Raw genomic sequence first — 25004 nt, forward strand, 5'->3', positions numbered from 1 at the left:
GACGACTCGTCGAGGGACGCAGTCGGTCTGCCGGGCCCGCGACGGCCGCGATGTGAGCTAGCGTGACCGCCATGACCGACACCGAGCTGATCGAGGGACCACTTCACGCCGTGCACACCGAATTGGGTGCGACATTCGCACCTTTCGGCGGCTGGACCATGCCGGTGTCGTACGCCGGGGTCGTCGTCGAACACACGGCAGTGCGAGAGGCCGTGGGTCTGTTCGATGTCGGGCATCTCGGCAAGGCGTCGGTGACCGGACCCGGAGCCGCTGCGTTCGTGAACTCCGTTCTCACCAACGATCTGAACCGAATAGAACCGGGCAAGGCGCAGTACACGCTGTGCTGCACCGAATCCGGCGGCGTCGTCGACGACCTGATCGCATACTACGTCTCGGACGAGGATGTCTTTCTGGTGCCGAACGCGGCGAACACGGCGGCCGTCGTCGCGGCGATGGCCGAGCAGGCACCCGACGGGATTTCGGTGGTGAACCAGCACCGTGAGTTCGGAGTCCTGGCCGTGCAGGGACCGAAATCGACCGAGGTTCTTCAGGAACTGGGCCTGCCGACCGACATGGACTACATGGCGTTCGAGGACGCCACCTGGAATTCGGTTGCGGTGCGAGTCTGCCGAACCGGATACACCGGCGAGCACGGCTACGAACTGGTTCCACCCGCGGGCGACGTGGAACCGCTCTTCCGGGCGCTGATGGCAGCAGTGCGGTCTCGTGGGGGACAGGTGTGCGGGCTCGGAGCGCGCGACACACTGCGCACCGAGATGGGTTACCCGTTGCACGGACACGAACTGGCACTGGACATCTCGCCTCTCGAGGCGCGCTGCGGCTGGGCTATCGGGTGGAAGAAGGATGCGTTCTGGGGCAAGGAAGCCTTGTCCTCGGAGAAGGAGAGCGGACCGGCGCGTGTGCTGCGTGGACTGAGGGCTCTCGATCGCGGTGTCCTGCGCCCGGGCCTTGCCGTCAAGGCATCGGGACAGCAGATCGGAACGACGACGTCCGGCACGTTCTCGCCGTCGCTGAAGATCGGAATCGCCCTCGCCCTGCTCGACGCGGAGGCCGCTCCTGCGGTGGGCTCGGAGGTCGAAGTCGACGTTCGTGGGCGAGCGTTGCGCTGCGAAGTGGTCGCGCCGCCCTTCGTCGCAGTGAAGACCAGGTGACCGCGCGAGAGCTCGGTGGCCGTGACGATAGGATCTCGGGCATGACAGGTGTCTCCGAATTCACGTACGTGCAGCATCCCTCGCCCGCTACGCCCGCCGTGCGCGACGCGGTGCTCGCTGCACCCGGTTTCGGAAAACATTTCACCGATCACATGGTGTACATCGACTACACCCGTGACGGCGGATGGCACGATGCCACGATCGCGCCGTACGGTCCGATCGAGCTCGACCCCGCCGCGATGGTCCTGCACTACGGCCAGGCCATCTTCGAGGGACTCAAGATCTACCGTCAGCCGAACGGCGACCTCTCGACCTTCCGGGTGCACTCCAACGCCGAGCGCTTCCGCTCCTCGGCTCGCCGTCTGGCGATGCCGGAGTTGCCTGACGAGCTGTTCATCGGATCGATCGAGAAGCTGCTCGAACTCGACCACGACTGGGTCCCCGCGGCAGGCGGCGAGGACGCGCTCTACGTCCGGCCGTACATGTTCTCCACCGAAGCCGGACTCGGTGTCCGCCCGGCCGACTCGTACCGCTACATGTTGATCGCCTCTCCCGCAGGTGCGTACTTCCCCAGAGGCGTCAAGCCGGTGAGCGTCTGGCTGTCGACCGAATACGTCCGGGCCGCACCGGGCGGCACCGGAGACGCGAAGTTCGCGGGCAACTACGCCGCATCTCTGCTGGCGCAGGCACAGGCCAGCGACGAAGGATGCGATCAGGTGGTCTGGCTCGATGCCATCGAGCGCCGGTACGTCGAGGAGATGGGCGGGATGAACCTGTTCTTCGTCTTCGGCTCGGGCTCCGACGCACGACTGGTGACGCCGTCGCTGTCCGGGTCACTGCTCCCCGGCATCACTCGTGACTCGCTGCTGGCCCTGGCGACCGACGCAGGCATCCCCGTCGAAGAGCGTCGGATCTCCACCGAGGAGTGGCGCAAGGGGGCCGACTCCGGCGAGATCACCGAGGTGTTCGCTTGCGGCACAGCAGCGGTCATCACACCGGTGGGTAGCGTCAAGTCCACCGAGGGGGCGTTCGAGATCGCAGGCGGCGAGCCCGGCGAGATCACGCTCGCACTGCGCGACACGCTCACCGGTATTCAGCGAGGAACGTTCGCCGATACGCACGGCTGGATGACCACGCTCCGCTAGCTTCCCAGAAGCAGGCCGACCGCGGCCAGCGCGGTGGTGGCCTCGATTCCGGCTCCGAGCACGTCGCCGGAGAGCCCGCCGAAGCGTCGCACGCAGTGGCGAGTGAGAACCATCGCGAGGGCGAGTACGGCGATGACCACCAGGGGGCCCTGCCACGGGCGGTCGGGATGTGCGAACACCGAGATCGCCACTGCGACAACCACCCACAGCGCTGGTGCCATGTTCGACTGCGTGCCCGCGACGAGAGCGCCGAAACCGTTCGGCGACGACGCGTCCGTACCCCGGCGGCAGGCCAGGACCACCGACACCCGGCTGATCACCGGCAGAACTGCAATGGCCCACCACAGCTGTTGGTGCGCGAGCTGGCCCAGGCTCGCGGCCTGTACTGCCAGAACGAGTGCGATGGTCGCAACTCCGAACGGCCCCGCACTGCCGGACTTCATGACTTCTCGCGCGCGCTCGGGAGGTCCGTAGCAGCCCAGTCCGTCCGCGGTGTCGGCCAAGCCGTCCAGATGCATGCCGCGAGTGAGCAATGCCGAGGCCGCGACGGCGAGCAGTCCGCCGAGGAGAGGCGTCAGGCCCGCAGTGATCGACACCCACAGAACGATCGCGCTGATGCTGCCGAGGGCGATACCGACGACTGGAGCGAGCGCTATCGCGCGCCCGGCGGAGTCCCTGTCGACCTCGTCGGGGCCGCGCACGGGAAGCACCGTCAGCCAGGAGAACGCGAGCACCAGTGAGTCGGCTGGGCTGCGCACAGTCAGTGGTCTTCGGCGGTGCTGCGGTCTTCGGCAGTGCTGCGGGCTTCGCTGTCGCCGGTACTGACACCGGAGTCGGCGAAGGTTGCCATCGAATTGAGGGTGCCGACACCCGCACGAACCAGAGGCAACGCCGCCAGCGCTCCCGAACCTTCGCCCAGTCGCATCCCGAGCTCCACGATCGGTTCGAGACGCAAGTGCCGCAACGCAAGTGAATGGGCAGGCTCTGCCGAGCGATGCCCGGCAACCCACCAGTTGCGTGCCCCGGCCGCCGCGTCCTCGGCCACCAATGCGGCCGCGGTCACCACCAGGCCGTCCAGAATCACCGGGGTTCGCCGATGCGCTGCCTGTGCCAGAAAGCCGGCGAGGGCCGCGATGTCGGCACCGCCCGCGACTCGCAGCAGATCGGTGGGGTTCTTCGCGACCGGCCGGGCTCGACGCATCGCGTCCCGGATCGCTGCGGTCTTCCTGATCCATCCCGCATCGTCGATTCCGGTGCCGCGACCGACAGCGGCGACCGGCTCGGTGTCGGTCAGGGTGGCGATCAATACCGTTGCAGGAGTGGTGTTTCCGATACCCATATCGCCTGCGATGAGAAGATCCGCGCCGCCGTCGACCTCTTCGTCGGCGATGGCGGCTCCGGCAGCGATCGCGGCCTGAACCTCGTCCTCGGTGAGTGCATCCTCGCGGTCGATCGATCCACTGGACCGTCGAATCTTGAACGCGGACACCGAAGAATCCGTATCGGCGTCGACCGCGATGTCGACAACCCGAACCGCGGCACCGGCTATGGCCGCGAGTACGTTGACCGCTGCGCCGCCGGCGCGGATGTTCGCGACCATCTGAGCCGTCACCTCGGGAGGGTAGGCAGAGACCCCGTGTGCGGCCACGCCGTGATCGCCGGCGAAGACGACGACACGCACTCGTTCGAGAGACCGCGGCGGGCAGGCGTCCTGGCAGGCGGCGATCCACTCACCGAGCGCCTCGAGGCGACCGAGGCTTCCGGCAGGCTTGGTCAATTCCTGTTGCCGGTCGGCGGCGGCCGATCGAGCCGAGTCCGACGGAGCTGTCACCGGACGAAACGGCGACGACGCCGAAGCCTCTTCCGAAAGAATTGTCACACTGTGCCTTTCGCGGTGATGAAGTCCGCCGGAGGGTCCTTGAGGGTCAGCGCGAGTCCTGCGACGACCAGCAGAACCCTGTCACATACTGCCGCGAGCCGAGAATTGAGTAATCCCAGCTCGTCTCGGAAGAGGCGACCGGAACGGGATTCTGGCACCACGGACAAGCCGACTTCGGGGCTGACGAGCAGAAGGCGGGACGGGCAGTCCGCGACTGCCCGAACCAGGTCGTCGACAGCCGGTGCGATCGTGCCGCGGGGGAGCTCCCAGGCCTGTGCATCGTCGAGCATTCCCGTCAGCCACGTTCCCAGATCGTCGACGACGGTGGTGCCGTCCCAGGGCTGCGAGACGACACCGGACAGTGACGTGACGGTTTCGACGGTGGACCAGTGTCTCGGTCTCGACGCACGGTGACGCTCGATACGAAGCTGCCAGTCCTCGTCGGTGGCGTCCCGCCGACCGGTCGCGAGATAGCGAACCGGCTCGAGAACGGCAAGCGATTCCGCGTGCCCGGACTTGCCGGATCTGGCTCCACCGAGCACGAGGGTTCGTCTCGGTTCGCCCACCGACGTCAGACGGCCTCGCCGGCGCTGACTCGCGGCTTGGGTGCGCGCATCTTGCGGATCTGGGACGCACGGACGAAGGCGTACCACCCGATCCTGAAACCGCCGTCGGTGGTCTCGGGGAACCGCACCCGGATCTTGTTGTTGATCATCTTGCCGAGGTAGATGCCCTCGCCGACCATGAAGAGCATCATCACGAACATGCCGAGGGTGACGTACTGCTGTACCTGAGGCTGCAGGAACAGCGCAAAGATCAGGATCAACGCCAGCGGCATGAACAGGCCGACGAGGTTGCGTCGTGCATCGACGATGTCGCGTACGTATGCACGCACCGGACCCTTGTCGCGGGGGAGCAGATACTTGTCTTCGCCCGCCAGCATCCGTGCGCGTCGTTCGGCTGCGGCGGCACGTCGCTCGTTGGAGGCGGCCTTGCGGTCTTCCTTGCTGCCCTTGTTCGCCTTGCGGCGCTCGCGTGCCTCTTTGCTCGTCAGAGGAGCAGGAGCAACCGGTCCGCGACGCCGAGCTTCGGCATCACGGCGCTTGGGGGTCGGTCGGCCCTTGCCGAGAGACACCGAAGGGGTTGCGTCGCTCCCGGCCGTCGTCGACTCGGATTCGTTCGAGTCGTTTCCGTCCGAATTGTCAGAGTTTCCACGGCGTAGCAGCTTCACGCACTCAGAGTATGGGATGGCCCGTTGCCGACGAACACCGGCCAGGTCAGCGGCGAAACAGCGGATGCCGTTCCGGCGCTGCAGCCCTAGACTTCCGACGATGCGAGTGATGATTGCGCCGGATTCGTTCGGAGACACCTTGACTGCCGCGGCCGCGGCCGACGCCATCGCCAGGGGATGGGCCTCGGTTCGTGAGACCGACGAACTCGAACTCGCGCCCCAATCCGACGGCGGCCCAGGGTTCGTCGAGGTCCTGGCCTCGCGCATCGGCACCGTGCAGACCGCAGACGTGGACGGGCCCCTCGGCAACCCGGTCCGAGCCCACTGGCTGCTCGACGGTACGGCGGCGTACATCGAATCGGCTCAGGCCTGCGGACTGCATCTTCTCGACGGCCCGCCCACTCCACTGTCAGCACTGAAGGCGAGCAGCTACGGCGTCGGTCAGCTGCTCGACGCCGCTCTCGACGCCGGGGCGCGAACGGTGTTCGTCGGGCTCGGCGGAAGCAGCTGCAGCGACGGCGGGCGCGCGATGATTCGTGCGCTGGGCGGACTCGGATCGGCGGTCGCGCGATTGTCGGGCATCGACCTCGTCGCCGCGTCGGACGTGGAGAACCCGCTGCTGGGCGACGCCGGTGCGGCCCGCGTGTTCGGTCCACAGAAAGGTGCCGACGCAGACACCGTCGCTCGGCTGGAGGAGTCGAACACCGATTGGGCTGCAGTGCTGTCTGCCGCCGGCTACGACGTGGCAGACCGACCGGGAGCCGGAGCCGCAGGAGGTCTGGGGGCGGCACTGTTCGCACTCGGCGGCAGGCAGCTACCCGGTGCCGTCGTGGTGGCCGAACGAACCGGCCAGCAGGAACTGCTCGACTCTGTCGACCTGGTGCTGACCGGTGAGGGCAAATTCGACTCGCAATCGCTGCGCGGCAAGCTGGTGACCAGAATCGCTGCCGCGGGCGGCGCGACGGGCATCGACACGATCGTGCTCGCGGGGCAGGTCACGTTGTCGAAGGACGAACTGGAGTCGGCGGGCATCTCGGCTGCGCACTCGATCAGTGAGTTCGCGGGTTCGGTCGAGCTGGCGATGTCGGATGCGGCGAATCAGCTCGAACAGTTGGCCGCGCGCGTCGCGGCCGACGTGGTCGACACCGGTGTGCAAGGGAGGCGGCGAGCGTGAGGAATAGAGCTACCGGGAGTACGGTTGAGTCATTCACGGGTTGTACGACTGATAGGGAGAACCCATGACCGTTTCGAATGAGACCGCAACGACCGAAACCACGGCACACAAGGTCACCATGACGGAGACCGCGTCGACCAAGGCCAAGGCGCTGCTGGATCAAGAAGGCCGTGACGACCTCGCGCTGCGCATCGCCGTGCAGCCGGGTGGTTGCGCAGGACTGCGCTACCAGCTCTTCTTCGACGACCGAAGCCTCGACGGCGACCTCGCGGTCGACTTCAACGGCGTCACCCTCGCAGTGGACCGGATGAGCGCTCCCTACGTGGAGGGTGCATCCATCGACTTCGTGGACACGATCGAGAAGCAGGGTTTCACGATCGACAACCCGAACGCCACGGGATCGTGCGCGTGCGGCGACTCGTTCAACTGAGCTGACTCGTACTCGACTGTGACCGGTACACGCATGCGTGTACCGGTCACAGTCGTGTCTGCCCGTCGACTCCACAGCATCTACGAACCGAAAGGCCTTCCTTCGTGACACTCGCGGTATCCGGCTCGATAGCGACCGACCATCTGATGCGATTCTCCGGACGGTTCGCCGAGCAGATCGTCGCCGATCAGCTCTCGAACATCTCGTTGAGCTTTCTGGTGGACGATCTGGTCATTCGCAAGGGAGGCGTCGGCGGAAACATCGCGTACGCACTCGGAGTTCTCGGCGGCGCGCCGCTGCTCGTCGGGGCCGTGGGACCGGACTTCGCCGAGTACCGGACCTGGCTCGAAGAGCACGGTGTCGACTGCAGTGGTGTGAGCGTGTCCGCTACCGCACACACTGCTCGCTTCGTCTGCACCACGGACGAGGACATGGCGCAGATCGCGTCGTTCTACCCCGGAGCGATGAGCGAGGCCCGGGACATCTCCATCGAGGCACTCGCGGCGCAGCACGCGATGGACCTGGTTCTGATCGGTGCCAACGACCCCGACGCGATGACGGCGCACACGGCGCAGTGCCGCGCTGCAGGCATCCCGTTCGCGGCCGACCCGTCGCAGCAGCTCGCTCGGCTCGACGCCGCGCAGGCAACCGACTTGATCGACGGTGCCGCGTACCTGTTCACCAACGAGTACGAATGGGCGCTCCTCAAGCAGAAGACCGGCATGTCCGACGCTGACATCGCCGACAAGGTGGATCTGCGCGTCACCACCCTGGGCAAGCGTGGCGTGGACATCGTCGAAAAGGGTGGTGTGCACACCCATGTCGGTGTCGTGCCAGAGACGAGCAAGGTCGATCCGACCGGTGTCGGCGACGGCTTCCGAGCAGGTTTCCTCACCGCCCACATGGCCGGAGCCAGCATCGAACGTGCAGCGCAACTGGGTTCGCTCGTGGCCGTGCTGGTGCTCGAGACCACCGGCACGCAGGAGTGGGATCTCAACCGCGACGACGCGATCAAGCGTCTGACCTCTGCCTACGGTGAAGAAGCGGGCGAGGAAATCGGGGCATTGCTCCCCGCCTGATCGAGGTTGTTCGTTCGCCCACCGGATCAATGTGGCTTCGTTGCACTCCGAGCGACCGAAAGTCGCATTGATCCGGCGGGGACGGTCGGCCAGGTCAGATGTTGACCGGATACTCCGGTTCGGCGATCTGCGGCACGATGCGCTTCTCGACGAAGATGCCGTGCCACACCATGAAGATCAGCAGCGTCCACAGTCGACGGCTGTGATCGGACTTGCCGGCGCGGTGATCGTCGAGCATCGCCACGACGGCGGCCTTGTTGAGCAGGTGATCGGTCTGCGAGTCGGCGATCTGCTGGTGGGCCCAATCGAAGAGTTCCGGTCCGCGCAGCCAATGGCGCAGTGGCACAGGGAATCCCAGCTTGGCGCGATGCAGTACATGACCGGGAACGATTCCCTCCAGCGCCTGACGCAGAGCGTACTTGGTGGTGCTCTTGGTGATCTTCTGGTCGAGCGGGAGCTTCTCGGCGACCTTGTAGACCTCGGAGTCGAGGAACGGAACGCGCAACTCGAGTGAGTTGGCCATGGTGATCTTGTCGGCCTTCACCAGAATGTCGCCGCGCAACCAAGTGAACAGATCCAGATGCTGCATGCGAGCCACCGGATCCCATCCCTGCGACTGCGCGTATATCGGCGCGGTGACGTCCTGATGGGTCCACTCGGATCGGAACTCGCGCAGCACCGACCGCAACTGCGCGTCGTTGAAACTGCGTGCGTTGCCGTAGTACCGCTCTTCGAGAGTCATGGATCCGCGGTTGAGCAGGCTCTTGCCGCGAGTGCCCTCGGGGATTCGCTCGCTCAACGAGCCGGCCGCACGTCGAAGGAATGCGGGAAGCGACTCGAACGGCTTCAACGACAGCGGTTCGCGGTAGATGGTGTAACCGCCGAACAACTCGTCCGCACCTTCGCCGGAGAGCACGACCTTCACGTGCTTGCGGGCTTCCTTGGCGACGAAGTACAGCGGCACCAACGCGGGGTCGGCCACTGGATCGTCCAGATACCAGACGATCTCGGGGATGGACGCCGCGAACTCCTCGGGTCCGACGACCTTCACGATGTGCCGAGCACCGATTGCCGCGGCCGACTCCGCTGCCACGTCCACCTCGGAGTAGCCCTCGCGCTCGAATCCGGTGGTGAACGTGATCAGGTCGGGGTTGTGACGGATCGCCAGAGCTGCGATGGCCGTCGAATCGATTCCGCCCGAGAGAAAGGAGCCGACCGTGACGTCGGCGCGCATATGTTTGGCAACCGAGTCTTCGAGTGCCTCGGCGATTTCCTGGTACCGCGCCTTCTCGCTGCCGGGTGCGAATGGCTGAACCGGGAACTTCGGGGCGAAGTAGCGAGTGACCTTCGGCGGCGTGCCCGGTGACAGCGTGGCGTAGCAACCGGATTCGAGCCGCCGAACGCCTGCGTGCAGGGTTTCGGGCTCGGGGACGTACTGCAGCACCGTGTAGTGCTCGATGGCACGCGGATCGAGATCGGTGCCGACGCCGAGCAGATCCATCAGCTCGAGCACGCTCTTCTTCTCGCTACCGAACGCGGTGCCTCCGGGACCGGTGGCCAGGAACAGTGGCTTGATGCCGAAGGGATCGCGTGCAACGAACATCTCGCGCGTCTCGGTGTCCCAGATGGCGAAGGCGAACATTCCTCGCAGACGCTGCACGGCGGCAGCGCCCCAGTAGTGGAACGCCGCAACGATCGACTCGCTGTCACCTTCGGTGGCGAATTCTGCCCCGTGATCGCGCGCGAGCTCGGCACGCAACTCGAGGTAGTTGTAGATCTCACCGTTGAACACCAGTGCGTACCGGTTCGGCGACTCGGGCGGACCCCACCGCATCGGCTGGTGCGAGTGTTCGATGTCGATGAACGAGAGTCGATTGAAGCCGTATACGACGTCGTCGTCGTGCCAGGTGCCACCGGGCTCGTCCGGGCCACGATGGCGCATGCAGTGAGTCGCCGAGCTCACCAGCTCGACGCCGGCGGCGGTCGTTCCGTGAGATGTCAGTACTCCGAGCAGTCCACACACAGCGTCTGCTACCTCTTCTCGCAGTTGGGGACAATGCCGGGGGCCGGATCTCCGCGTGTCGTCAGCGGGACGGTCGATCAGCAACCGAGTATGCCGCAGACACGCTCGAACCTAGGTAACGACCCAAGGGTGGCTCCGCGTCAGCTTTGGTCTACGCTGCGTAGTACTCGGGCATCTCCATGTGGAAGCCCTTATTCTTCAGTGGTGGGCAATCAGGAAGGCGTGAACGTGGCGCATAGTCGGATCCTTCGGCGAGCGGGGCTGACAGCATTTCTCGGTGTAGCCGCGTTGATGCTGTCGGGCTGTTCCATCAGCAGCGACAACGTACTCAATTTCGGTTTCGCCTCGGGCGTCACCCCGCAGGGGCGACGCATCGGCGACCTGTGGACGTGGTCGGTCATTGCCGCCCTGGTCATGGGCATCATCGTGTGGGTTCTGATCTTCTGGGTGGTGCTGTTCCACCGTAAGAAGAAGAGCTCACCGGAGTTCCCTCGCCAGACGGCCTACAACGTTCCGCTCGAGTTGTTCTACACGGCGGTCCCGTTCGTGATCATCGCCGTCCTGTTCTACTTCACCGTCGTGGTGCAGAACTACGTCGACGAGAAGCAGGCCGATCCCGACGTCCAGGTGGATGTCACGGCTTACCAGTGGAACTGGAAGTTCGGCTACCGCACCATCGACCTCAAGGACGGTGCCGCCAAGTACGAGGGCACCGACGAGGAGGAGCAGGCTGCCGCCGAGGCCGCTGCCACTCCGGGCGAAGGTGCCGAGGGCAGCGAGGACGGCGAGTTCGTTCCGGGACCGATCAACGGAGCATCCACGCAGGATCTGTCGTACCTGCACTACAACAAGATCGAAACGGTCGGCTCGAGCGAAGAGATCCCGGTCCTGGTTCTGCCGACCGGTAAGCGCATCGAATTCGTGCTCGCGTCCTCGGACGTCATCCACGGATTCTGGGTTCCGGAATTCCTGTTCAAGCGTGACGTTCTCCCGAACCCCGAGGAGAACCACTCCGACAACGTCTTCCAGATCAGCGAAATCGAACGCGAAGGCTCCTTTGTCGGACGGTGCACCGAAATGTGCGGCACCTTCCACTCGATGATGAACTTCGAGGTTCGTGCCGTGTCTCCCGAGCGGTTCGAGCAGTACATCGAGCTTCGCAAGCCTCTGTCCGAAGGTGGAGATGCGCTGACCAACGCGCAGGCACTCGAAGCCATCGGCGAAAGCCCTCTCGCAACGAGCACCGCTCCGTTCTCGACCGACCGCACCCTCCGCACAGCCGCTGTCGCTGAAGGCAACTGACCAAGGAAGCATGCTGATATGAAAATCGAAGCCAAGATCTTCGAAATCCTCACTGTCTTCTTTCTCCTGGTCGGCATCGTGTACGCGTTGTTCACGGGCCTGAGCCGCACAGGAGTCGAGTGGGCCGGAGTCACCGCGATCTTCTTGTCGGTCGGTCTGACGTTGATCGTCGGAACCTACTTCCGATTCGTCGCACGACGCCTCGACACCCGACCCGAGGACTTCGACGACGCCGAGGTCAGCGACGGCGCAGGAGACCTGGGCTTCTTCAGCCCCGGTAGCTTCTGGCCGATCGTGCTCGCAGGCGCCGCGTCCATCACCGCCATCGGATTCGCCTTCTTCCAGCCGTGGCTCATCGCCCTCGGCGTGGTGAGCGTCATCGCTGCGGCCGCAGGTTTGGTGTTCGAGTACCACGTCGGTGCCGAGCGCCACTAACTCCATCTGCTCCACCCGAAAAGGGCCCCGGTTGTTCTCACGAGCGACCGGGGCCCTTTTCTGCTGTCCGCATACCGGCCGAACAGGATGGTCCGCTCATGGCGCTGTGAGGTGACACGGAGAGCGAGCGTGTGGAGGTCGAGCGCGCTGCGGTGAACGAGGTGGCACGCACCCTCAGGAAACGTCGGCCTCCGAGTGGGACCGAACGGCACGGGGCACCTGATCGGCAAGCGAATCGAGGGAGATGTTCAGCGCGCCGCACAACGCGGCGACGGTGAAGAACGCCGGCGTCGGAATTCGGCCGGTCTCGATCTTGCGCAGAGTTTCGACCGAGATGCCTGCTGTATCGGCGACGTCGGTCATGGTTCGGCCACCGCGGGCATGACGGAGAGCGGAGCCGAGCCTGGCACCGCGGGCGAGTTCGCCGGGGGTGAGTGGAACACGGACCATGACACCGATAGTAATACCGGTCGTCGCGAACCCCGGAGCTGAGACCGGTCGATGTACCTGGGATATGGATGGGTCATCCGACGGTGGGGGAGGGGAGGGCTATCGGATCTCCCGACGACGAGCAGCCGGCCGTGCTGCCTCGGAGGGTGATGCGAAGTGTTCCAGCCCGGATCGTGTTCGCAGACAACAAAAAGGGCGACACCGTTGCCGGTGTCGCCCTTTTCGAGACTCTGTCAGATGTCAGTGTTCTCTGTCGTTGTCGCTTCGACCCGAAGCCATAGCGGTGTCCTCATCCGAGTGGAGTCCATGGCCGTTGCCGTTCGAGTGGCCGTTGCCATTGGAGTGGCCGTTGCCGTTCGAGTGCCCGTTGCCATTGGCATGGCCGTTGCCGTTCGAGTGGCCGTTGCCGTGGATGCCCGCCTGGTAGTTGCGGAGCATCGTCAGCTGCTCGTGTTCACCCTTGTGAAGGGCATCTTCGAGAGCCTTGCTCTGTGCCACCGGATCCGGACTGAACAGCGATCCCGAGCCGGGCTTTCCGGCCGAGCCGAGCTTGTTCATCTTCTTCGGAACGGCTGCGCCCTGGTAATCGAGGGGAATCGGGTGTCCGTGATCGTCGACCGGTCCGAGCGGCTGGTGGATTTCCACGTACTGGCCGTGCGGGAGTCGCTTGATGATTCCGGTTTCGATGCCGTGCTCGAGAACTGCCCGATCGCTGCGCTGCAGTCCGATGCAGAATCGGTACGCGATGAAGTACGCGAGCGGAGGCATGGTGAGAATTCCGATACGACCGATCCACGTCATCGCGTTGAGCGAGATGTCGAACTTGTAGGCGATGAGGTCGTTGATGCACGAGAGCGTGAGGATCACGTAGAACGTGAGGGCCATCGCGCCGATCGCAGTACGCACCGGAACGTCACGGGGACGCTGAAGCAGGTTGTGATGCGCAGTGTCTCCGGTCAGACGCTTCTCGATCCACGGGTACGCGATCATCACGGTGAAGACGAGACCCATGATCACTGCCACCCAGAACACTGCCGGGATGGTGTAGCGCCCGGCGATGTATATCTCCCAGGCAGGCCACAGTCGTGCCATGCCGTCGGTCCACATCAGGTAGAAGTCGGGCTGCACGCCTGCCGACACTTGCGACGGGTTGTACGGTCCGAGATTCCAGATCGGGTTGATCTGGATGAGTCCGCCCATTGCTGCCAGCACACCGAAGGTGACGGCGAAGAAAGCACCGGACTTGACCGCGAAGACCGGAAGAATACGAACGCCGACGACGTTCTGCTCCGTGCGGCCGGGGCCGGGGAACTGCGTGTGCTTCTGGTACCAGACCAGGGCCAGGTGGGCTGCGATCAGCGCCAGGATGATGGCCGGTAGAAGAAGAACGTGAGCGACGTACAGGCGCGGAATGATGATCGTGCCGGGGAAGTCGCCGTCGAAGATGAGCCAATGCATCCACGTGCCGATGATCGGGATACTCATCGTGATGCCACCGAGAGCGGCGCGGAGGCCGGTGCCGGAAAGCAGATCGTCGGGGAGCGAGTAGCCGAAGAAGCCCTCGAACATCGCCAGGATGAGCAGCAAACAACCGATGACCCAGTTGGCCTCGCGCGGGCGACGGAACGCACCGGTGAAGAAGATGCGCATCATGTGCACGATGATCGAGGCGGCGAACATCAGGGCCGCCCAGTGGTGAATCTGCCGCATGAACAGACCGCCACGAACCTCGAACGTGATGTCGAGAGCGGTGGCGTATGCCCTGGACATCGTCACACCGTTGAGGGGGGTGTACGCACCGTCGTACACGACCTCGCTGAGCGACGGATCGAAGAACAGGGTGAGGAACACGCCCGAGATCAGCAGGATGACGAAGCTGTACAGCGCGATCTCACCGAGCAGGAACGACCAGTGCGTGGGGAAGACCTTGTTGATCTGGCGACGCAATCCCGGCGCCAGGTGGTAACGACTGTCTACGCCGTCGGCCTGCTTGGCGGCGAGGGTTTGCAATGTACTCATGAGTCACGCTCCGGACGACGTTCCCAGAAGGCGGGCCCCAGAGCTTCGGTGAAATCTCCCGAAGCGACGAGGAATCCCTCTTCGTTGACAGTGATGGGAAGTTGGGGCAGCGCACGCGCAGCCGGTCCGAAGATCGGCTTGCCGTACTCGAGCGCGTTGAACTGCGACTGGTGGCAAGGGCACAGAATTCGGTTGGTCTGCTGCTCGTACAACGATGTCGGGCAACCCAGGTGCGTACAGATCTTCGAGTAGGCGAAGTAGTCGCCGTAGTTGAAGCTTTCTTGACCCTTGCGCTTGATGACGGTGCTGGCGGCATCCGGGCGAAGGCGAATGAGCATGACCGAGTTGCGAACTCCACGCAGCGAGACGAGCAGATCGTGCTCGCTCTCGCGGTCCGCTTCGCGGAACGGGAAGACGGTCTCCATGGCACCAGCGTCCAAGTCCTCGGGCCGAACGAGAACGACATCTTCCGGTCGCCCGGTGTCTCGTCGGAGGTAGATGGTCTCTCCATCGTAGCGAGGAGTCCAGCCGGATACCCACAACGGCGAATCTTCGCCCTTGGCCCAGGGATTCTTGATCAGTCCACCGAGGGGGAGCAGCGCCATGACGCCGAGCGCGCCACCACCGAAGACGAGCGAACGCTTGATCACCTTGCGGCGACCGATGGTCGACGTGTCGAGCGAATCGCCCAGCTCTGCCACGAGAGTCTTGCGGTCCAGCTCGGACGAGCCGCCGTCGTGACGGTCCTGGATGGAGACCTCTTCGGGGATGAACTTCTTGGTGAACTGCACCGCGCCGATACCGACCGCGAGGATCGCCAGGCCCATCGTGCCGCCGATGAGCGGGGTGTACAGCGAGTAGGCCAGGTAGTTCTCTTCGCCGATACCGGAGTACTGCCACGGCCAGAACAGGTAGATGCCGATGAATGCGACAGCGGCGAGGCCGGCGATCGCGAACCAGATCGCGACGCTGCGCTCGGCACGCTTTTCGGCGCGGGTACCTTCCACAGCCCAACGGTTGCGGCGGAAAGCGACATCGACACCGTCGAGGTTGGTGCCGAGCTCGACCAGTTCGTCGCGGCTCATCGCGGCGAGTTCCTCGTCGGTGTACTTCTTGTCCGCGTTCACGCCGTCGGCACCGGGCGCATCCTTGCGTCCGGATTCGTCGTCGTTGCCCGCGTCCTTACGGCCGGAATCGCCGTCGGTCATGATCTAGCTCCGATCCACAAAGTTGCTCCGACGACGGCGATGATGCCGACCGTCCAGATAGCGATCATCTCGGTACCGGGACCGAAACTTCCGATGCTCCAACCGCCTGCGGGAAGGGTTTCCTGGGCCGACTTGACGTACGCGATGATGTCGGACTTCTCCTCGATCGTCAGCTGACGATCGGAGAACTTCGGCATGTTCTGCGGGCCGGTGACCATCGCGGTGTAGATCTCCTGCTCGTTGGCAGGGCCGAGGGACGGTGCGAACTTGCCCGAGGACAGAGCGCCGCCTTCACCGGTGAAGTTGTGGCAGGAAGCGCAGTTGAGTCGGAACAGTTCACTGCCGCGTCCGATGTCGCCACCGCGCAGGGACTCCTGAGCGATCTCACCGTTCTCGTCGCGGATGACCGTCGGTCCGCCGCCGTTGGCGTTGATGAAGGCACCGAGGGCGTCGATCTGCTTGTCGTTGAACTTCGGCGGCTTGCGCATCGCCTGTGCCTCGTTGCGAACAGCGGGCATACGACCGCTCGACACCTGGAAGTACACGGCTGCTTCGCCGACGCCGATGAGGCTCGGTCCGCGATCCTGAACACCCTGCAGGTTGGCACCGTGGCACGTGACGCAGGACGTGTCGTAGAGCTGCTTGCCCTCGCGGATGAGCGCTGCCGAATCGGTATCGGCAGTCGCGACCTGAGGAGCCGGCGTCAGGGCCGAGGCGAGGAACCCTGCGCTCAGGAGGCCCATCATCAGAACGAGAGCACCGGTGATGCGTCGGCGCGTCCTACGCTGCCGTCTCGTCTTGGAGGCGGCGTTGTCGTCGGATGCTGCTGGGGGAGATGTACTCATCTTCTATCCCTTGTCGTGTCGGGACGGACCGAACGTCGGGGGCTGATTCCGTTCGCTCGTTATCTTTGGTGTGCTGACTGTCACTAGCGGATGAAGTAGATCGTTGCGAAGAGGGCAATCCAGACGATGTCGACGAAGTGCCAGTAGTACGAAACGACGATGGCCGCGGTGGCCTGCGCGGGCGTGAACTTACTGACCAGCGTTCTGGTGATCAGGAAGACGAAGGCGATGAGTCCGCCGATGACGTGCAATCCGTGGAAACCGGTCGTGATGTAGAAGACCGAGCCGTACACGCTGCTCGAGAGCGTCGTGCCCTCGTGCACCATGTGGTAGTACTCGTACGCCTGGCCGGCCACGAAGAACGCGCCCATCACCAGAGTGATGATGTACCAGCGGCGCAGTCCGAAGACGTCACCTCGCTCGGCGGCGAACACGCCCAGCTGGCAGGTGAACGACGATGCGATCAGCACCGCGGTCACCGGCACAGCGAGAGCGAGGTTCAGCTCCGTCGGCTCCGGCGGCCAGATTCCATTCGCCTGGGCGCGTGCGACGAAGTACATCGCAAACAGCCCGGCGAAGAACATGAGTTCACTAGACAGCCACACGATCGTGCCGACGCTGACCATATTGGGACGGTTCAGCGAGTGCACGCGTTGGGTGATTGCCGATCCTTGAGTCCCTACAGCGCTCGTCACAAAGAGAAGTATGACCCGTCGTAGTACGGAAGGCATATCCGGGTCCGCTCTTGGCGCGTCGTGTCGGAACGAATCCGCGTACGTCCTTGTTCCCGTGCTGGTCAGAGCCTCTGTACGGGCCGGTAGGGTCCAGTCGTGCAAGGCTGGCCTCATGGCAAAGCGCACCGAAGGTGGATGGTTTCGGAGACTGTTCTCGCGATCGACGGCCGAACGTCTGGACCCCACTCGCGAGGACCTCGTGACAGTGGCGAGTTGCTTCGACGATGCACAGGCATGCTCGGCCGTGCTCGACGAAGCAGCGAGGACCCGACCGCTGTGGACGGAATCGGCGGAGGTGGTGCTACGGCATCATCTCGTGTTGCCTTCCGACCAAGTGGAGGACGCAGCAGCGGTTGCGGCTCAGGACGACTACGAAGTGGGGCCGGCCGCCGAACTACCGGAGAGCACCGGCTACCGCCCTCGGGTGGAAGGCGGCGTGCCGCTGGTTCTGCAACGTGTTCAGGTACTCGACGCTCTGCACTGCTCGCAGGAGCGTTCTCGCATGGCCGGCCTTGCTCAGCGTCGAGGGGGAGCAGTACTGGGGTGGGACGCACTGCAGCCCGCGCAGCCCGACGCAGCGTCTGGCTAAGCTTCCACCGCACCGAGTGCATCGACGGCAGAAGGGCACGGCAGAACCACCATGACCGCAGCGATCAGCGACGAACAGCCGCGAACCTGGCGTCGAATCCTCGGCGCGTTGACGAACCACACCGACCTGTCCAGCGCCGACACCGGCTGGGTCATGGACGAGATCATGGCCGACAACGCGACAGCCGCGCAGATCGCAGCCTTCGGAGTAGCGCTGAAGATGAAAGGTCCGACGCCGGCGGAGGTCAACGGACTCGCCGAATCGATGCTGGCGCACGCAGTGCTGGTGCACACCGACACCGACGCCGTCGACGTCGTGGGGACCGGAGGAGACGGAGCGGACACCGTCAACATCTCCACCATGGCAGCCGTCGTCGTCGCTGCCAGCGGGATCCGAGTCGTCAAGCACGGCAACCGCGCAGCGTCGTCGAAGAGCGGCACGACCGACGTGCTCGAAGCATTGGGGGTCCGAGTGACCCTCGGGGCCGACGCAGTCGCGTCGAGCGTCGAGCAGGTCGGCATCGGCTTTTGCTTCGCACCGATCCACCACCCAGCACTGCGCTTCGCTGCCGCACCGCGCAAGGAAATCGGAATCCCCACGGTCTTCAACGTGCTGGGGCCACTGACGAACCCCGGGCGCCCGCGCGCAGGCCTGATCGGCTGTGCGTTCGAGAACCTGGTCCCCGTCGTCGCCGACGTGTTCGCAGCCCGGGGCAGCTCGGTGCTCGTGGTCCGCGGTGACGACGGACTGGACGAGATCACACTGTCCACCACCACGACAGTGCACGTGGTGTCCGATGGTTCGGTGACCGTCGAGACGATCGACCCGCTCGACTACGGCATCGCCCGAGCGCCCATAGAAGCTCTCAGAGGTGGAGACGCCGAATTCAATGCAGCGGTGGCGCACCGAGTGTTCGCCGGAGAACAGGGCCCCGTCCGCGACGCCGTACTGCTCAATGCCGCCGCAGCCATGGCAGCGCACCACGGCGTGTCCGACGACCTCCACGCCCGAATCGAAGCCGGATTGGCCACTGCCGCAACAACAATCGATTCCGGTGCAGCAGCACGGCGACTCGCCGACTGGGGTCGATGCACCACCGAACTCGCCGGCTGACGAAGAGCGCGGCTACTCGCCTATCGAGAACCCGGCTTCGACATCGGCACTCGAATAGGACTGGAACGCAATGTGAGTGGTGGTGCTGCGCACCCCCCGCACACGATTGATGTGCTTGGTGATGACCTCTGCGATCGACGCATGATCACGAACTTTCACGATGGCGATCAGATCGACATCACCAGCACACGAATAGACCTCCGACACCCCGTCGACATCCGCAACGGCCTGCGCCGCTTCCGGAATCAAGTCGGCCTCGGCGTCGATCAAGACGATGGCATTGATCATGTGCGCTCCTCAAGCATCTCGAGCTCGGTGTTCGACGCGAGCTACCCCCAGACCCTAGTTGCTGCCGTACCCCGACAGTCGTCCCGCAGGCTCCACTCCTGAGCTGAACAGTCGTTCCGCAGGCTCCTCTCCTGACCTGAACAGTCGTTCCGCAGGCTCCACTCCTGCCCTCGCGGCTTCTCTCGCCGTCCGACACCACGACTCCCACGAACCCGCCGACCGTGCCGGGCTGCAGTACCCACTGCTCGTGCGCACGATCCGGACTCCGTCCGTGCGCAGCCAGGCCGCAATGAGTCCGACTTCCTCCGGGGGCGCGCCGCGCAGCGGGGTCGTATCGGGCATCACCGTTTCGGCCGACGCGGTGATGGCATCGACGACGGGCATCGGATGCACTCCCCGCGGCGCGACGGCAGCGCCGGCCAGCCGGCCGAAGCGCACCACGATCAACTCCCACCCGCCGTCGGCCGTGCGCCTCGCCGCAACCAGTTCGGCAATGGCGGCCACTGCTGCCGATCGGTGCATCCGGCGCAGTGCATCGACGGTGATCGCAATTCTGTCGCGCAGACGGGCAGCCGTCTCGTACAGCTCCTTGTCTGCGAGCTCGGCGACGCGGCGGCGCATGGAGACGAGAACGGCGTCGTCCTGGCCACACACCAGCGCGAGAAACTGCGTCGGGGCATCGGAGTACTCGTCGGCCGTCAACGGGCCGGACAGTGCCGCTGGGCAGCCTCCGACGTCGGTCGCCGGGCACTGGTCACCGTGTCGAACCGAGCGGGCCAGACGGCGAGTGCACGTACGCAGGCGGCAGAACTCCGCGACGAGCGCCGCGGCCTCTGCGGCGTCACCGCGAACCGAAAACGGTCCGAGACTGTTCGGTGCCGGGGTGCGGACGATCGACAGGCGAGGGAACGCCTCGTCGGTCAGGGTGATCCACCACCCTTTCCTGGGGAACTTCGAGCGGCGGTTGTACGGCGGGATGTGCGCCGAGAGCAGACGTAGCTCGCGGACTCCGGCTTCGAGCGCGTGTGCACACTCGACGTGGTCGACGCGGGTGGCCAGTGCGACCATCTCCTTCATCCGGCCTCGGGTCTCCGAGCCGGTGAAGTAGTTGCGCACGCGTCGTTTGAGGTTGTTGGACGTACCGACGTACAGCACCTCGTCGGACGGGCCGCGGAACAGATAGACGCCGGGTTTGCCGGGAAGATGGGCGGCCAGCCCGCGTTTGGCGCGCTGGCCGGCCGACACCGCGGGTAGGTAGTCGACCAACTCGGCGTAGCTGTGGACTCCCTGATTGCCCACGCGTTCGATGAGGCCGTGCAGAACGTCGACCGTGGCCCTGGCGTCGTCGAGCGCACGGTGGGTAGGCCTGGTGCCGGATCGGAACAGAGTCGACAGTGCGGACAGCTTCACCGACGGAGCTTCGTCGCGCGTCAGAACTCGGCGAGCCAGCTTGACCGTGCACAGCACCTGAAACCGTGGCCACGCGATGTCGAGACGGCTCGCGGCGGCCTTGAGGAATCCGGTGTCGAAGCCGGCGTTGTGCGCCACCAGTACCGAACCTCGTGCGAACTCGAGGAAACCGGGCAGAACCCGTTCGATGCGCGGCGCACCGATGAGCATCGCCGATGTGATGCCGGTCAGTTCCACGATGTACGGCGGAATGGACCTGCCCGGGTCGATCAACGTGGCGAACTCGCCGAGAATCTCGCCGCCTCGAACCTTGACTGCCCCGATTTCGGTGATGGCCTCGGTGTCCGCGCTACCGCCGGTGGTCTCGAGGTCGACGACGACGAACGTCGTCTCGTGCAGCGGGGTGTCGAGTTCGTCGAACGTCAGCTGGATGGGCAGGCTCACCGGGACGACGTTAGGGCCGACCTCCGACAAGAACGCTCATCGCGCCGTCGAACGTCGTCGTGTCACGGAACCTGTCGGTGCCCGTCGCTATCTTTCGCTGAGTCGGCCGATTCGGCCGCCGGAAACCGTAAAGAGACAAGGATCACAATGATCATCGATTGCAGTGACTGCCTGGTCCGTGACATCGCCTGCGCGGACTGCGTCGTGACGGTGCTTCTGGGGGCTCCGGGGATGCCGTCCGGGTCGGACGGACGGCGGGTCGGTCCGCCGTCTCGTATCACTCTCGAGCAGGAGGAACTCGGTGCCATTGGGGTGCTCGCCGATGTCGGTCTCGTGCCCACTCTCAAGCTCGTGGTGAACGACGACGACATCGCCGAGGTTCCTTTGTTATCGACTCGTGACACACCGGGGGATCAGCGCGCCGGCTAGCGAGAATCGAGCCGAATTCGCTCTCCTCGGCGAGTTGGGGTCGACACGGGGGTATGCCATTTCGTAACCTTCCTGAGACCTTGCGGAGTCTCGCCAGTCCAAACCGGAGTGGCGTCGCAAGTCACCGCCTAATCGTTCACTCGCGAGAGTGTTCGTACCGGGAACCCGATATCTACTGGGGTGAATCCCGCTGAGCCACCACATGGTGGCCGGTGGGTAGGGCTGCTCTTCCCAGCCCGAACCCGTCAGCTAACTCGGTCGGCGGACGATAGGAAGAAACGGAGCACCATCTTTCGTGGCGTCACAACTTTCCAACCGAACATTGCGGCGAGTCCTCGTAGCCGGAGCGCTCACGGCAGGCGTGGTCGTTCTTCCCGCTGCACCCGCAATGGCGGCCCCCCTCACCATTCCCGGCGTCGGAACCTTCGAGATTCCTGACATCCCGGGCCTTCCTCCCCTCAACCTTCCGGGTGTGCCCGCGCCGGGTGCGCCGTTGGCACCGCAGGTCACCCCGGCTGCGAAGGCCGTTCAGGCCGCAGAATCCAAGATCGGAGCACCGTACGTGTACGGGGCTTCGGGTCCGGATTCGTTCGACTGCTCGGGCCTCGTCCAGTGGGCGTACAAGCAGGCCGGCGTCAGCTTGCCTCGTACGAGCTACGACCAGGCCGCCGCAGGCACTCCGGTCTCGCGCGACAGCCTCGCCCCCGGCGACGTCGTCTCGTTCTACGACGGCTCGCACTCGGGCATCTACGTCGGCAACGGCAATGTCGTGCACGCATCCACGTCCGGCGTGCCGGTCAAGGTTGCCCCGCTCGACTCGATGCCGTTCGACGGTGCTCGCCGTTACTGACTCGAGCGATCGACGCTCGTTGTGAACCGACCGACAGGGTCGAGCCGTTCATCGGCTCGGCCCTGTTGGCGTATCCGGACACGGACTGCGCGACACGCCGGTTCGGTGGACAGGGAAGGATCCAGTTCGTAATCTGATCGAGACCTGGTCGATGTTTATTTTGTGACCTGTCACCTCGAACCCCCGTCGATTTCGGACCGTGTTCACGTCCGCGCCCGTAAGAGCATGGGTATGGTTCGTTTTCGGACTACTTTTCCAACCGTTGCCTCGGTCGAGGCAACATCTGTGAGGACGGAGAGTCGCTTTCCGTGGCGATATCGAGATCTACCCGAGCGTTGCGTACGACCCGAAACTCGGTGGTTGCGCTCGCGCTGACCGCATGCATCGCCGTGGTGCCGACGACGACGGCAACCGCGCAGCCGGGATTCGGTTCGGCATCCGACGCGCAGACCGAACTCGCCGAGCTCTCTCGCCAGTCCGAGCAGACCACCGAATCTCTGCACGATGCTCAGATCGATCTCGACGCCAAGAACCAGCAGCAACTCGACGCTCAGGCCCTCGTCGACCAGAGCCGTGCCGCCGTGGACGCAGCGCAGGCGCAGTTGGAGCAGCTCAAACCGGCCATGGACAAGGTCGCCAACGTCAACTACCAGGGCGCGCGGACCAACCGACTGTTCGCCGTCATGGTCAGCGACTCACCACAGCAGTTGCTCGACCAGATGTCGGCGCTGGACGTGATCTCGGCGGAGACCGCCGACCAGGTCGCCCGATTCAAGCAGGCCAGCTCGGATGCAGAGACGGCCGAGCAGGCCGCGACGACGGCCGCCGAACAGGCACGCGTCGCCGCAGAGCAGGCCAAGGCCGTCAGCGACGATCTCCAGGCCAAGCAGAGTGAGCTGCAGGGACAGATAGCCGAGGTCATGGCCGCCTACAGTGCGCTCTCGTCCTCGGAGCAACTGTCTCTGGCCGGTTCGACCCTGCCCGACGGGTTCGACCCGTCCTCGATTCTGCAGAACCTGACGCCGGGATCGGGAGCCAGTGCGCTGCAGGCCGGCCTCACGCAGATCGGCAAGCCGTACGTCTGGGGCGCAACCGGTCCGGATGGCTTCGACTGCTCCGGGTTGGTCGTGTGGGCGTACAAGCAGGTGGGCAAGACGCTGCCGCGATCGAGTCAGGCGCAGGCGGCGGGCGGAACTCCGGTGGATCAGAAGGATCTGCAGCCCGGTGACGTCGTTCTGTTCTATCCGGACATCTCACACGTCGGAATTTATGCCGGAAACGGCAACGTGCTGCATGCCTCCACATTCGGTGTGCCCGTGAAGGTGCAGTCGATGGCATCGTTCCCGTACTACGGGGCGCGTCGATACTGAGGTCGTGTCTCGACGATCGACGAGTGGCGGCATGAGCACCTCGAACCGACCATCCGGGTTGCACGTCATCCTCCGATCGTCATGGCGGCGCTGGCTTGTCGTCGTGGTCGTCGTGGTGGTCGCCGTCTCGGTCGTCCTGATTCACCGATTCGACGGCCCGCCCACGGCCGGGACCGCCGAGGTCACCGTCGGCCAGGACCCGCCGACCTACGATCAGCAGCGCCGCGCCGATGTGACCGTCCTCCTCGACCAGTGGGCGCGCGCGGTTCGTTCCGGTGATCTCGACGCACTGCGCGATGTGATGGATCCGCAGGCCGACCCCGGCTTCGTCGAAGCGCAGCTGCGCCGGGCAGCAGTGGTACCCGGCGTCCCCTTCGCGGAGTTCGGCTACGACCTGGGCGACGAGCCCGAGACCCCGGTGCCGCCGTCGATCGCAGCGGCGCTCGATTCCACCGATGTCTGGGCACCCGCGGTGTATCTGCGATACGCGATCACCGGCCCGGACGCATCGCCGACGCGTCGGCCGGTCTCACTCGTCGTCGCCGAGCGGGACGGTCGATGGCGGTTGGTCGACGACGCGGATCTGACCGAGTATCGACGCCAGACCTGGCGTGGGCCGTGGGACTTCGGCCCTCTCACCGTGCGTTCGGTGGCCACTGCAGCCGGGACATCTGTGGTCATGGGTCATCCGGACCGCGATCGGTTCGTGGAGAACCTGGCGGCCGAACTTCCGTCGGCAATCGCGGCCGTCACCGACTTCTGGGGAGACGACTGGGCGCGCGACGGGCTGGTTTTCGTCGCATCCTCGGCGGAGGAGTTCGCCGAACTGACGGGGTCCGATCCGTCCACCGACGTGGCTGCGGTGACGGTGTCCGACGCGGTGGCGGCCGACGGCTCCCGTCCGACGGGTCAGCGGGTGGTGTTCGGTCCCGACGCCGCGTCGAGGTTGACGCCGTTCACCGTGCGCTCGGTTCTGCGGCACGAGTTGACGCATGTGGCGGCGAGGGCGCGGACGTCCGACGGTACGGAGTTGTGGGTGTCGGAGGGGTTCGCCGACTATTCCGGGTATCGAGGGTCCGGTGCCGAGTTCGCGCAACTGGCACCCACTCTCGCGGCGATCGTGGCGGCGGGTGGGCCGCCGACGGTGCTGCCGAAGAACGAGGATTTCGGTGCCGGTGGTGCCCGGTCGAGTGTGGCCTACGAATCGGCCTGGTCGGTGTTCGCATTCGTGGCCGACCGGTTCGGGGAGTCGACCCTGCGTTCCCTGTACGAAGCGCTCGCGTCCGAGAGCCCCACCGATTCTGCATTCGAGTCGGTGCTGGGACTCGGCCGGGCACAGTTCGTGTCCTCGTGGGGTGACTGGGTGGCTCGCCAGGCCGGCTGAC

25 protein-coding genes and 1 riboswitch are annotated in these 25004 nt (G+C 64.9%); of the genes, 13 read left to right on the top strand and 12 right to left on the bottom strand.

Going from position 1 to position 25004, the window contains the following annotated elements:
- The first annotated feature begins 71 nt into the window (after positions 1-71).
- Positions 72-1172, top strand: a complete 1101-nt coding sequence (gcvT, locus tag CH291_RS20215; RefSeq protein ID WP_094640403.1) for a glycine cleavage system aminomethyltransferase GcvT — start codon at positions 72-74, stop codon at positions 1170-1172.
- Between the two features lie 41 nt (positions 1173-1213).
- Positions 1214-2317 carry a branched-chain amino acid aminotransferase gene (locus CH291_RS20220; RefSeq protein ID WP_094640402.1) on the top strand — a complete coding sequence of 368 codons (1104 nt, stop codon included), beginning with the start codon at positions 1214-1216 and terminating at the stop codon, positions 2315-2317.
- On the opposite strand, the gene CH291_RS20225 is transcribed toward CH291_RS20220, so the two are convergent.
- From CH291_RS20225 to CH291_RS20240, 4 genes are read right to left on the bottom strand one after another with little or no spacing between them, the layout of a single operon-like run.
- A complete protein-coding gene (locus tag CH291_RS20225) occupies positions 2314-3075 on the bottom strand; it encodes an adenosylcobinamide-GDP ribazoletransferase (protein WP_094688456.1) in 762 nt (253 codons plus the stop codon). The genes CH291_RS20220 and CH291_RS20225 overlap by 4 nt on opposite strands.
- Positions 3076-3077: 2 nt before the next feature.
- On the bottom strand, positions 3078-4196 hold the full coding sequence (cobT, locus tag CH291_RS20230; protein ID WP_094688457.1) for a nicotinate-nucleotide--dimethylbenzimidazole phosphoribosyltransferase: 1119 nt from the start codon (positions 4194-4196) through the stop codon (positions 3078-3080).
- Positions 4193-4762, bottom strand: a complete 570-nt coding sequence (gene cobU, locus CH291_RS20235; protein WP_094688458.1) for a bifunctional adenosylcobinamide kinase/adenosylcobinamide-phosphate guanylyltransferase — start codon at positions 4760-4762, stop codon at positions 4193-4195. The genes cobT and cobU overlap by 4 nt, the downstream gene beginning before the upstream one ends.
- Before the next feature lie 5 nt (positions 4763-4767).
- Positions 4768-5427: a DUF3043 domain-containing protein gene (locus CH291_RS20240; protein WP_068052118.1), complete on the bottom strand. Its 660-nt coding sequence runs from the start codon at positions 5425-5427 to the stop codon at positions 4768-4770.
- A 100-nt stretch (positions 5428-5527) separates the two neighbouring features.
- Between CH291_RS20240 and CH291_RS20245 the strand changes: the two genes are divergently transcribed.
- The 3 genes from CH291_RS20245 to CH291_RS20255 all read left to right on the top strand — a co-directional run bounded on the left by CH291_RS20245 (position 5528) and on the right by CH291_RS20255 (position 8110).
- Positions 5528-6601 carry a glycerate kinase family protein gene (locus CH291_RS20245; RefSeq protein WP_094640141.1) on the top strand — a complete coding sequence of 358 codons (1074 nt, stop codon included), beginning with the start codon at positions 5528-5530 and terminating at the stop codon, positions 6599-6601.
- Positions 6602-6665: 64 nt separating this feature from the next.
- Positions 6666-7031 (top strand): HesB/IscA family protein, encoded by a 366-nt coding sequence (locus CH291_RS20250; protein ID WP_068052114.1) that lies wholly within the window; start codon positions 6666-6668, stop codon positions 7029-7031.
- 104 nt (positions 7032-7135) lie between these two features.
- Complete coding sequence (locus CH291_RS20255; protein WP_094688459.1) at positions 7136-8110, top strand: carbohydrate kinase family protein; 975 nt, start codon at positions 7136-7138, stop codon at positions 8108-8110.
- Between the two features lie 94 nt (positions 8111-8204).
- On the opposite strand, the gene asnB is transcribed toward CH291_RS20255, so the two are convergent.
- Positions 8205-10133: an asparagine synthase (glutamine-hydrolyzing) gene (gene asnB / locus CH291_RS20260; protein WP_094688460.1), complete on the bottom strand. Its 1929-nt coding sequence runs from the start codon at positions 10131-10133 to the stop codon at positions 8205-8207.
- 222 nt (positions 10134-10355) lie between these two features.
- On the opposite strand from asnB, the gene ctaC reads away from it, so the two are divergent.
- Positions 10356-11435 carry an aa3-type cytochrome oxidase subunit II gene (gene ctaC, locus CH291_RS20265; protein ID WP_068052110.1) on the top strand — a complete coding sequence of 360 codons (1080 nt, stop codon included), beginning with the start codon at positions 10356-10358 and terminating at the stop codon, positions 11433-11435.
- 18 nt (positions 11436-11453) lie between these two features.
- Positions 11454-11870, top strand: a complete 417-nt coding sequence (locus CH291_RS20270; RefSeq protein WP_068052104.1) for a cytochrome c oxidase subunit 4 — start codon at positions 11454-11456, stop codon at positions 11868-11870.
- Positions 11871-12044: 174 nt separating this feature from the next.
- Here CH291_RS20270 and CH291_RS20275 read toward each other — a convergent pair whose 3' ends face one another.
- From CH291_RS20275 to ctaE, 5 genes are all read right to left on the bottom strand, one after another.
- Positions 12045-12320, bottom strand: coding sequence for a helix-turn-helix domain-containing protein (locus CH291_RS20275; protein WP_068052101.1), 276 nt, complete (start codon positions 12318-12320; stop codon positions 12045-12047).
- A gap of 240 nt (positions 12321-12560) precedes the next feature.
- Positions 12561-14339 carry a cytochrome bc1 complex cytochrome b subunit gene (gene qcrB, locus CH291_RS20280; protein ID WP_094688461.1) on the bottom strand — a complete coding sequence of 593 codons (1779 nt, stop codon included), beginning with the start codon at positions 14337-14339 and terminating at the stop codon, positions 12561-12563.
- The gene (gene qcrA, locus CH291_RS20285; protein WP_256980917.1) at positions 14336-15547 is read right to left on the bottom strand and encodes a cytochrome bc1 complex Rieske iron-sulfur subunit; all 1212 of its coding nucleotides are present in this window, start codon (positions 15545-15547) and stop codon (positions 14336-14338) included. The genes qcrB and qcrA overlap by 4 nt, the downstream gene beginning before the upstream one ends.
- The gene (gene qcrC, locus CH291_RS20290; protein ID WP_094640137.1) at positions 15544-16392 is read right to left on the bottom strand and encodes a cytochrome bc1 complex diheme cytochrome c subunit; all 849 of its coding nucleotides are present in this window, start codon (positions 16390-16392) and stop codon (positions 15544-15546) included. Before qcrC ends, qcrA begins: the two co-directional genes overlap by 4 nt.
- 83 nt (positions 16393-16475) lie before the next feature.
- Entirely contained in the window at positions 16476-17087 is a 612-nt protein-coding gene (ctaE, locus tag CH291_RS20295; RefSeq protein WP_037192869.1) for an aa3-type cytochrome oxidase subunit III, read from the bottom strand.
- 151 nt (positions 17088-17238) lie between these two features.
- Between ctaE and CH291_RS20300 the strand changes: the two genes are divergently transcribed.
- Entirely contained in the window at positions 17239-17715 is a 477-nt protein-coding gene (locus CH291_RS20300; protein ID WP_068052095.1) for a hypothetical protein, read from the top strand.
- Between the two features lie 51 nt (positions 17716-17766).
- Entirely contained in the window at positions 17767-18828 is a 1062-nt protein-coding gene (gene trpD, locus CH291_RS20305) for an anthranilate phosphoribosyltransferase (protein ID WP_094688462.1), read from the top strand.
- Between the two features lie 12 nt (positions 18829-18840).
- Here trpD and CH291_RS20310 read toward each other — a convergent pair whose 3' ends face one another.
- Complete coding sequence (locus CH291_RS20310) at positions 18841-19116, bottom strand: Lrp/AsnC family transcriptional regulator (protein WP_068052089.1); 276 nt, start codon at positions 19114-19116, stop codon at positions 18841-18843.
- A gap of 54 nt (positions 19117-19170) precedes the next feature.
- On the bottom strand, positions 19171-20970 hold the full coding sequence (locus CH291_RS20315; RefSeq protein WP_094688556.1) for a DEDD exonuclease domain-containing protein: 1800 nt from the start codon (positions 20968-20970) through the stop codon (positions 19171-19173).
- A 147-nt stretch (positions 20971-21117) separates the two neighbouring features.
- On the opposite strand from CH291_RS20315, the gene CH291_RS20320 reads away from it, so the two are divergent.
- From CH291_RS20320 to CH291_RS20335, 4 genes are all read left to right on the top strand, one after another.
- A complete protein-coding gene (locus tag CH291_RS20320) occupies positions 21118-21399 on the top strand; it encodes a hypothetical protein (protein ID WP_094688463.1) in 282 nt (93 codons plus the stop codon).
- 115 nt (positions 21400-21514) lie between these two features.
- A riboswitch (cyclic di-AMP (ydaO/yuaA leader) is annotated at positions 21515-21678 on the top strand.
- A gap of 16 nt (positions 21679-21694) precedes the next feature.
- Positions 21695-22249, top strand: coding sequence for a C40 family peptidase (locus tag CH291_RS20325; protein ID WP_068052083.1), 555 nt, complete (start codon positions 21695-21697; stop codon positions 22247-22249).
- A 308-nt stretch (positions 22250-22557) separates the two neighbouring features.
- Positions 22558-23619 carry a C40 family peptidase gene (locus CH291_RS20330; protein WP_373455147.1) on the top strand — a complete coding sequence of 354 codons (1062 nt, stop codon included), beginning with the start codon at positions 22558-22560 and terminating at the stop codon, positions 23617-23619.
- Between the two features lie 31 nt (positions 23620-23650).
- Positions 23651-25003, top strand: coding sequence for a hypothetical protein (locus tag CH291_RS20335; protein ID WP_094688464.1), 1353 nt, complete (start codon positions 23651-23653; stop codon positions 25001-25003).
- The last annotated feature ends 1 nt before the right edge of the window (position 25004 follow it).

It is taken from the genome of Rhodococcus sp. 14-1411-2a (assembly GCF_002259485.1).
In the GTDB taxonomy this organism is placed as follows: Bacteria; Actinomycetota; Actinomycetes; order Mycobacteriales; family Mycobacteriaceae; genus Rhodococcoides.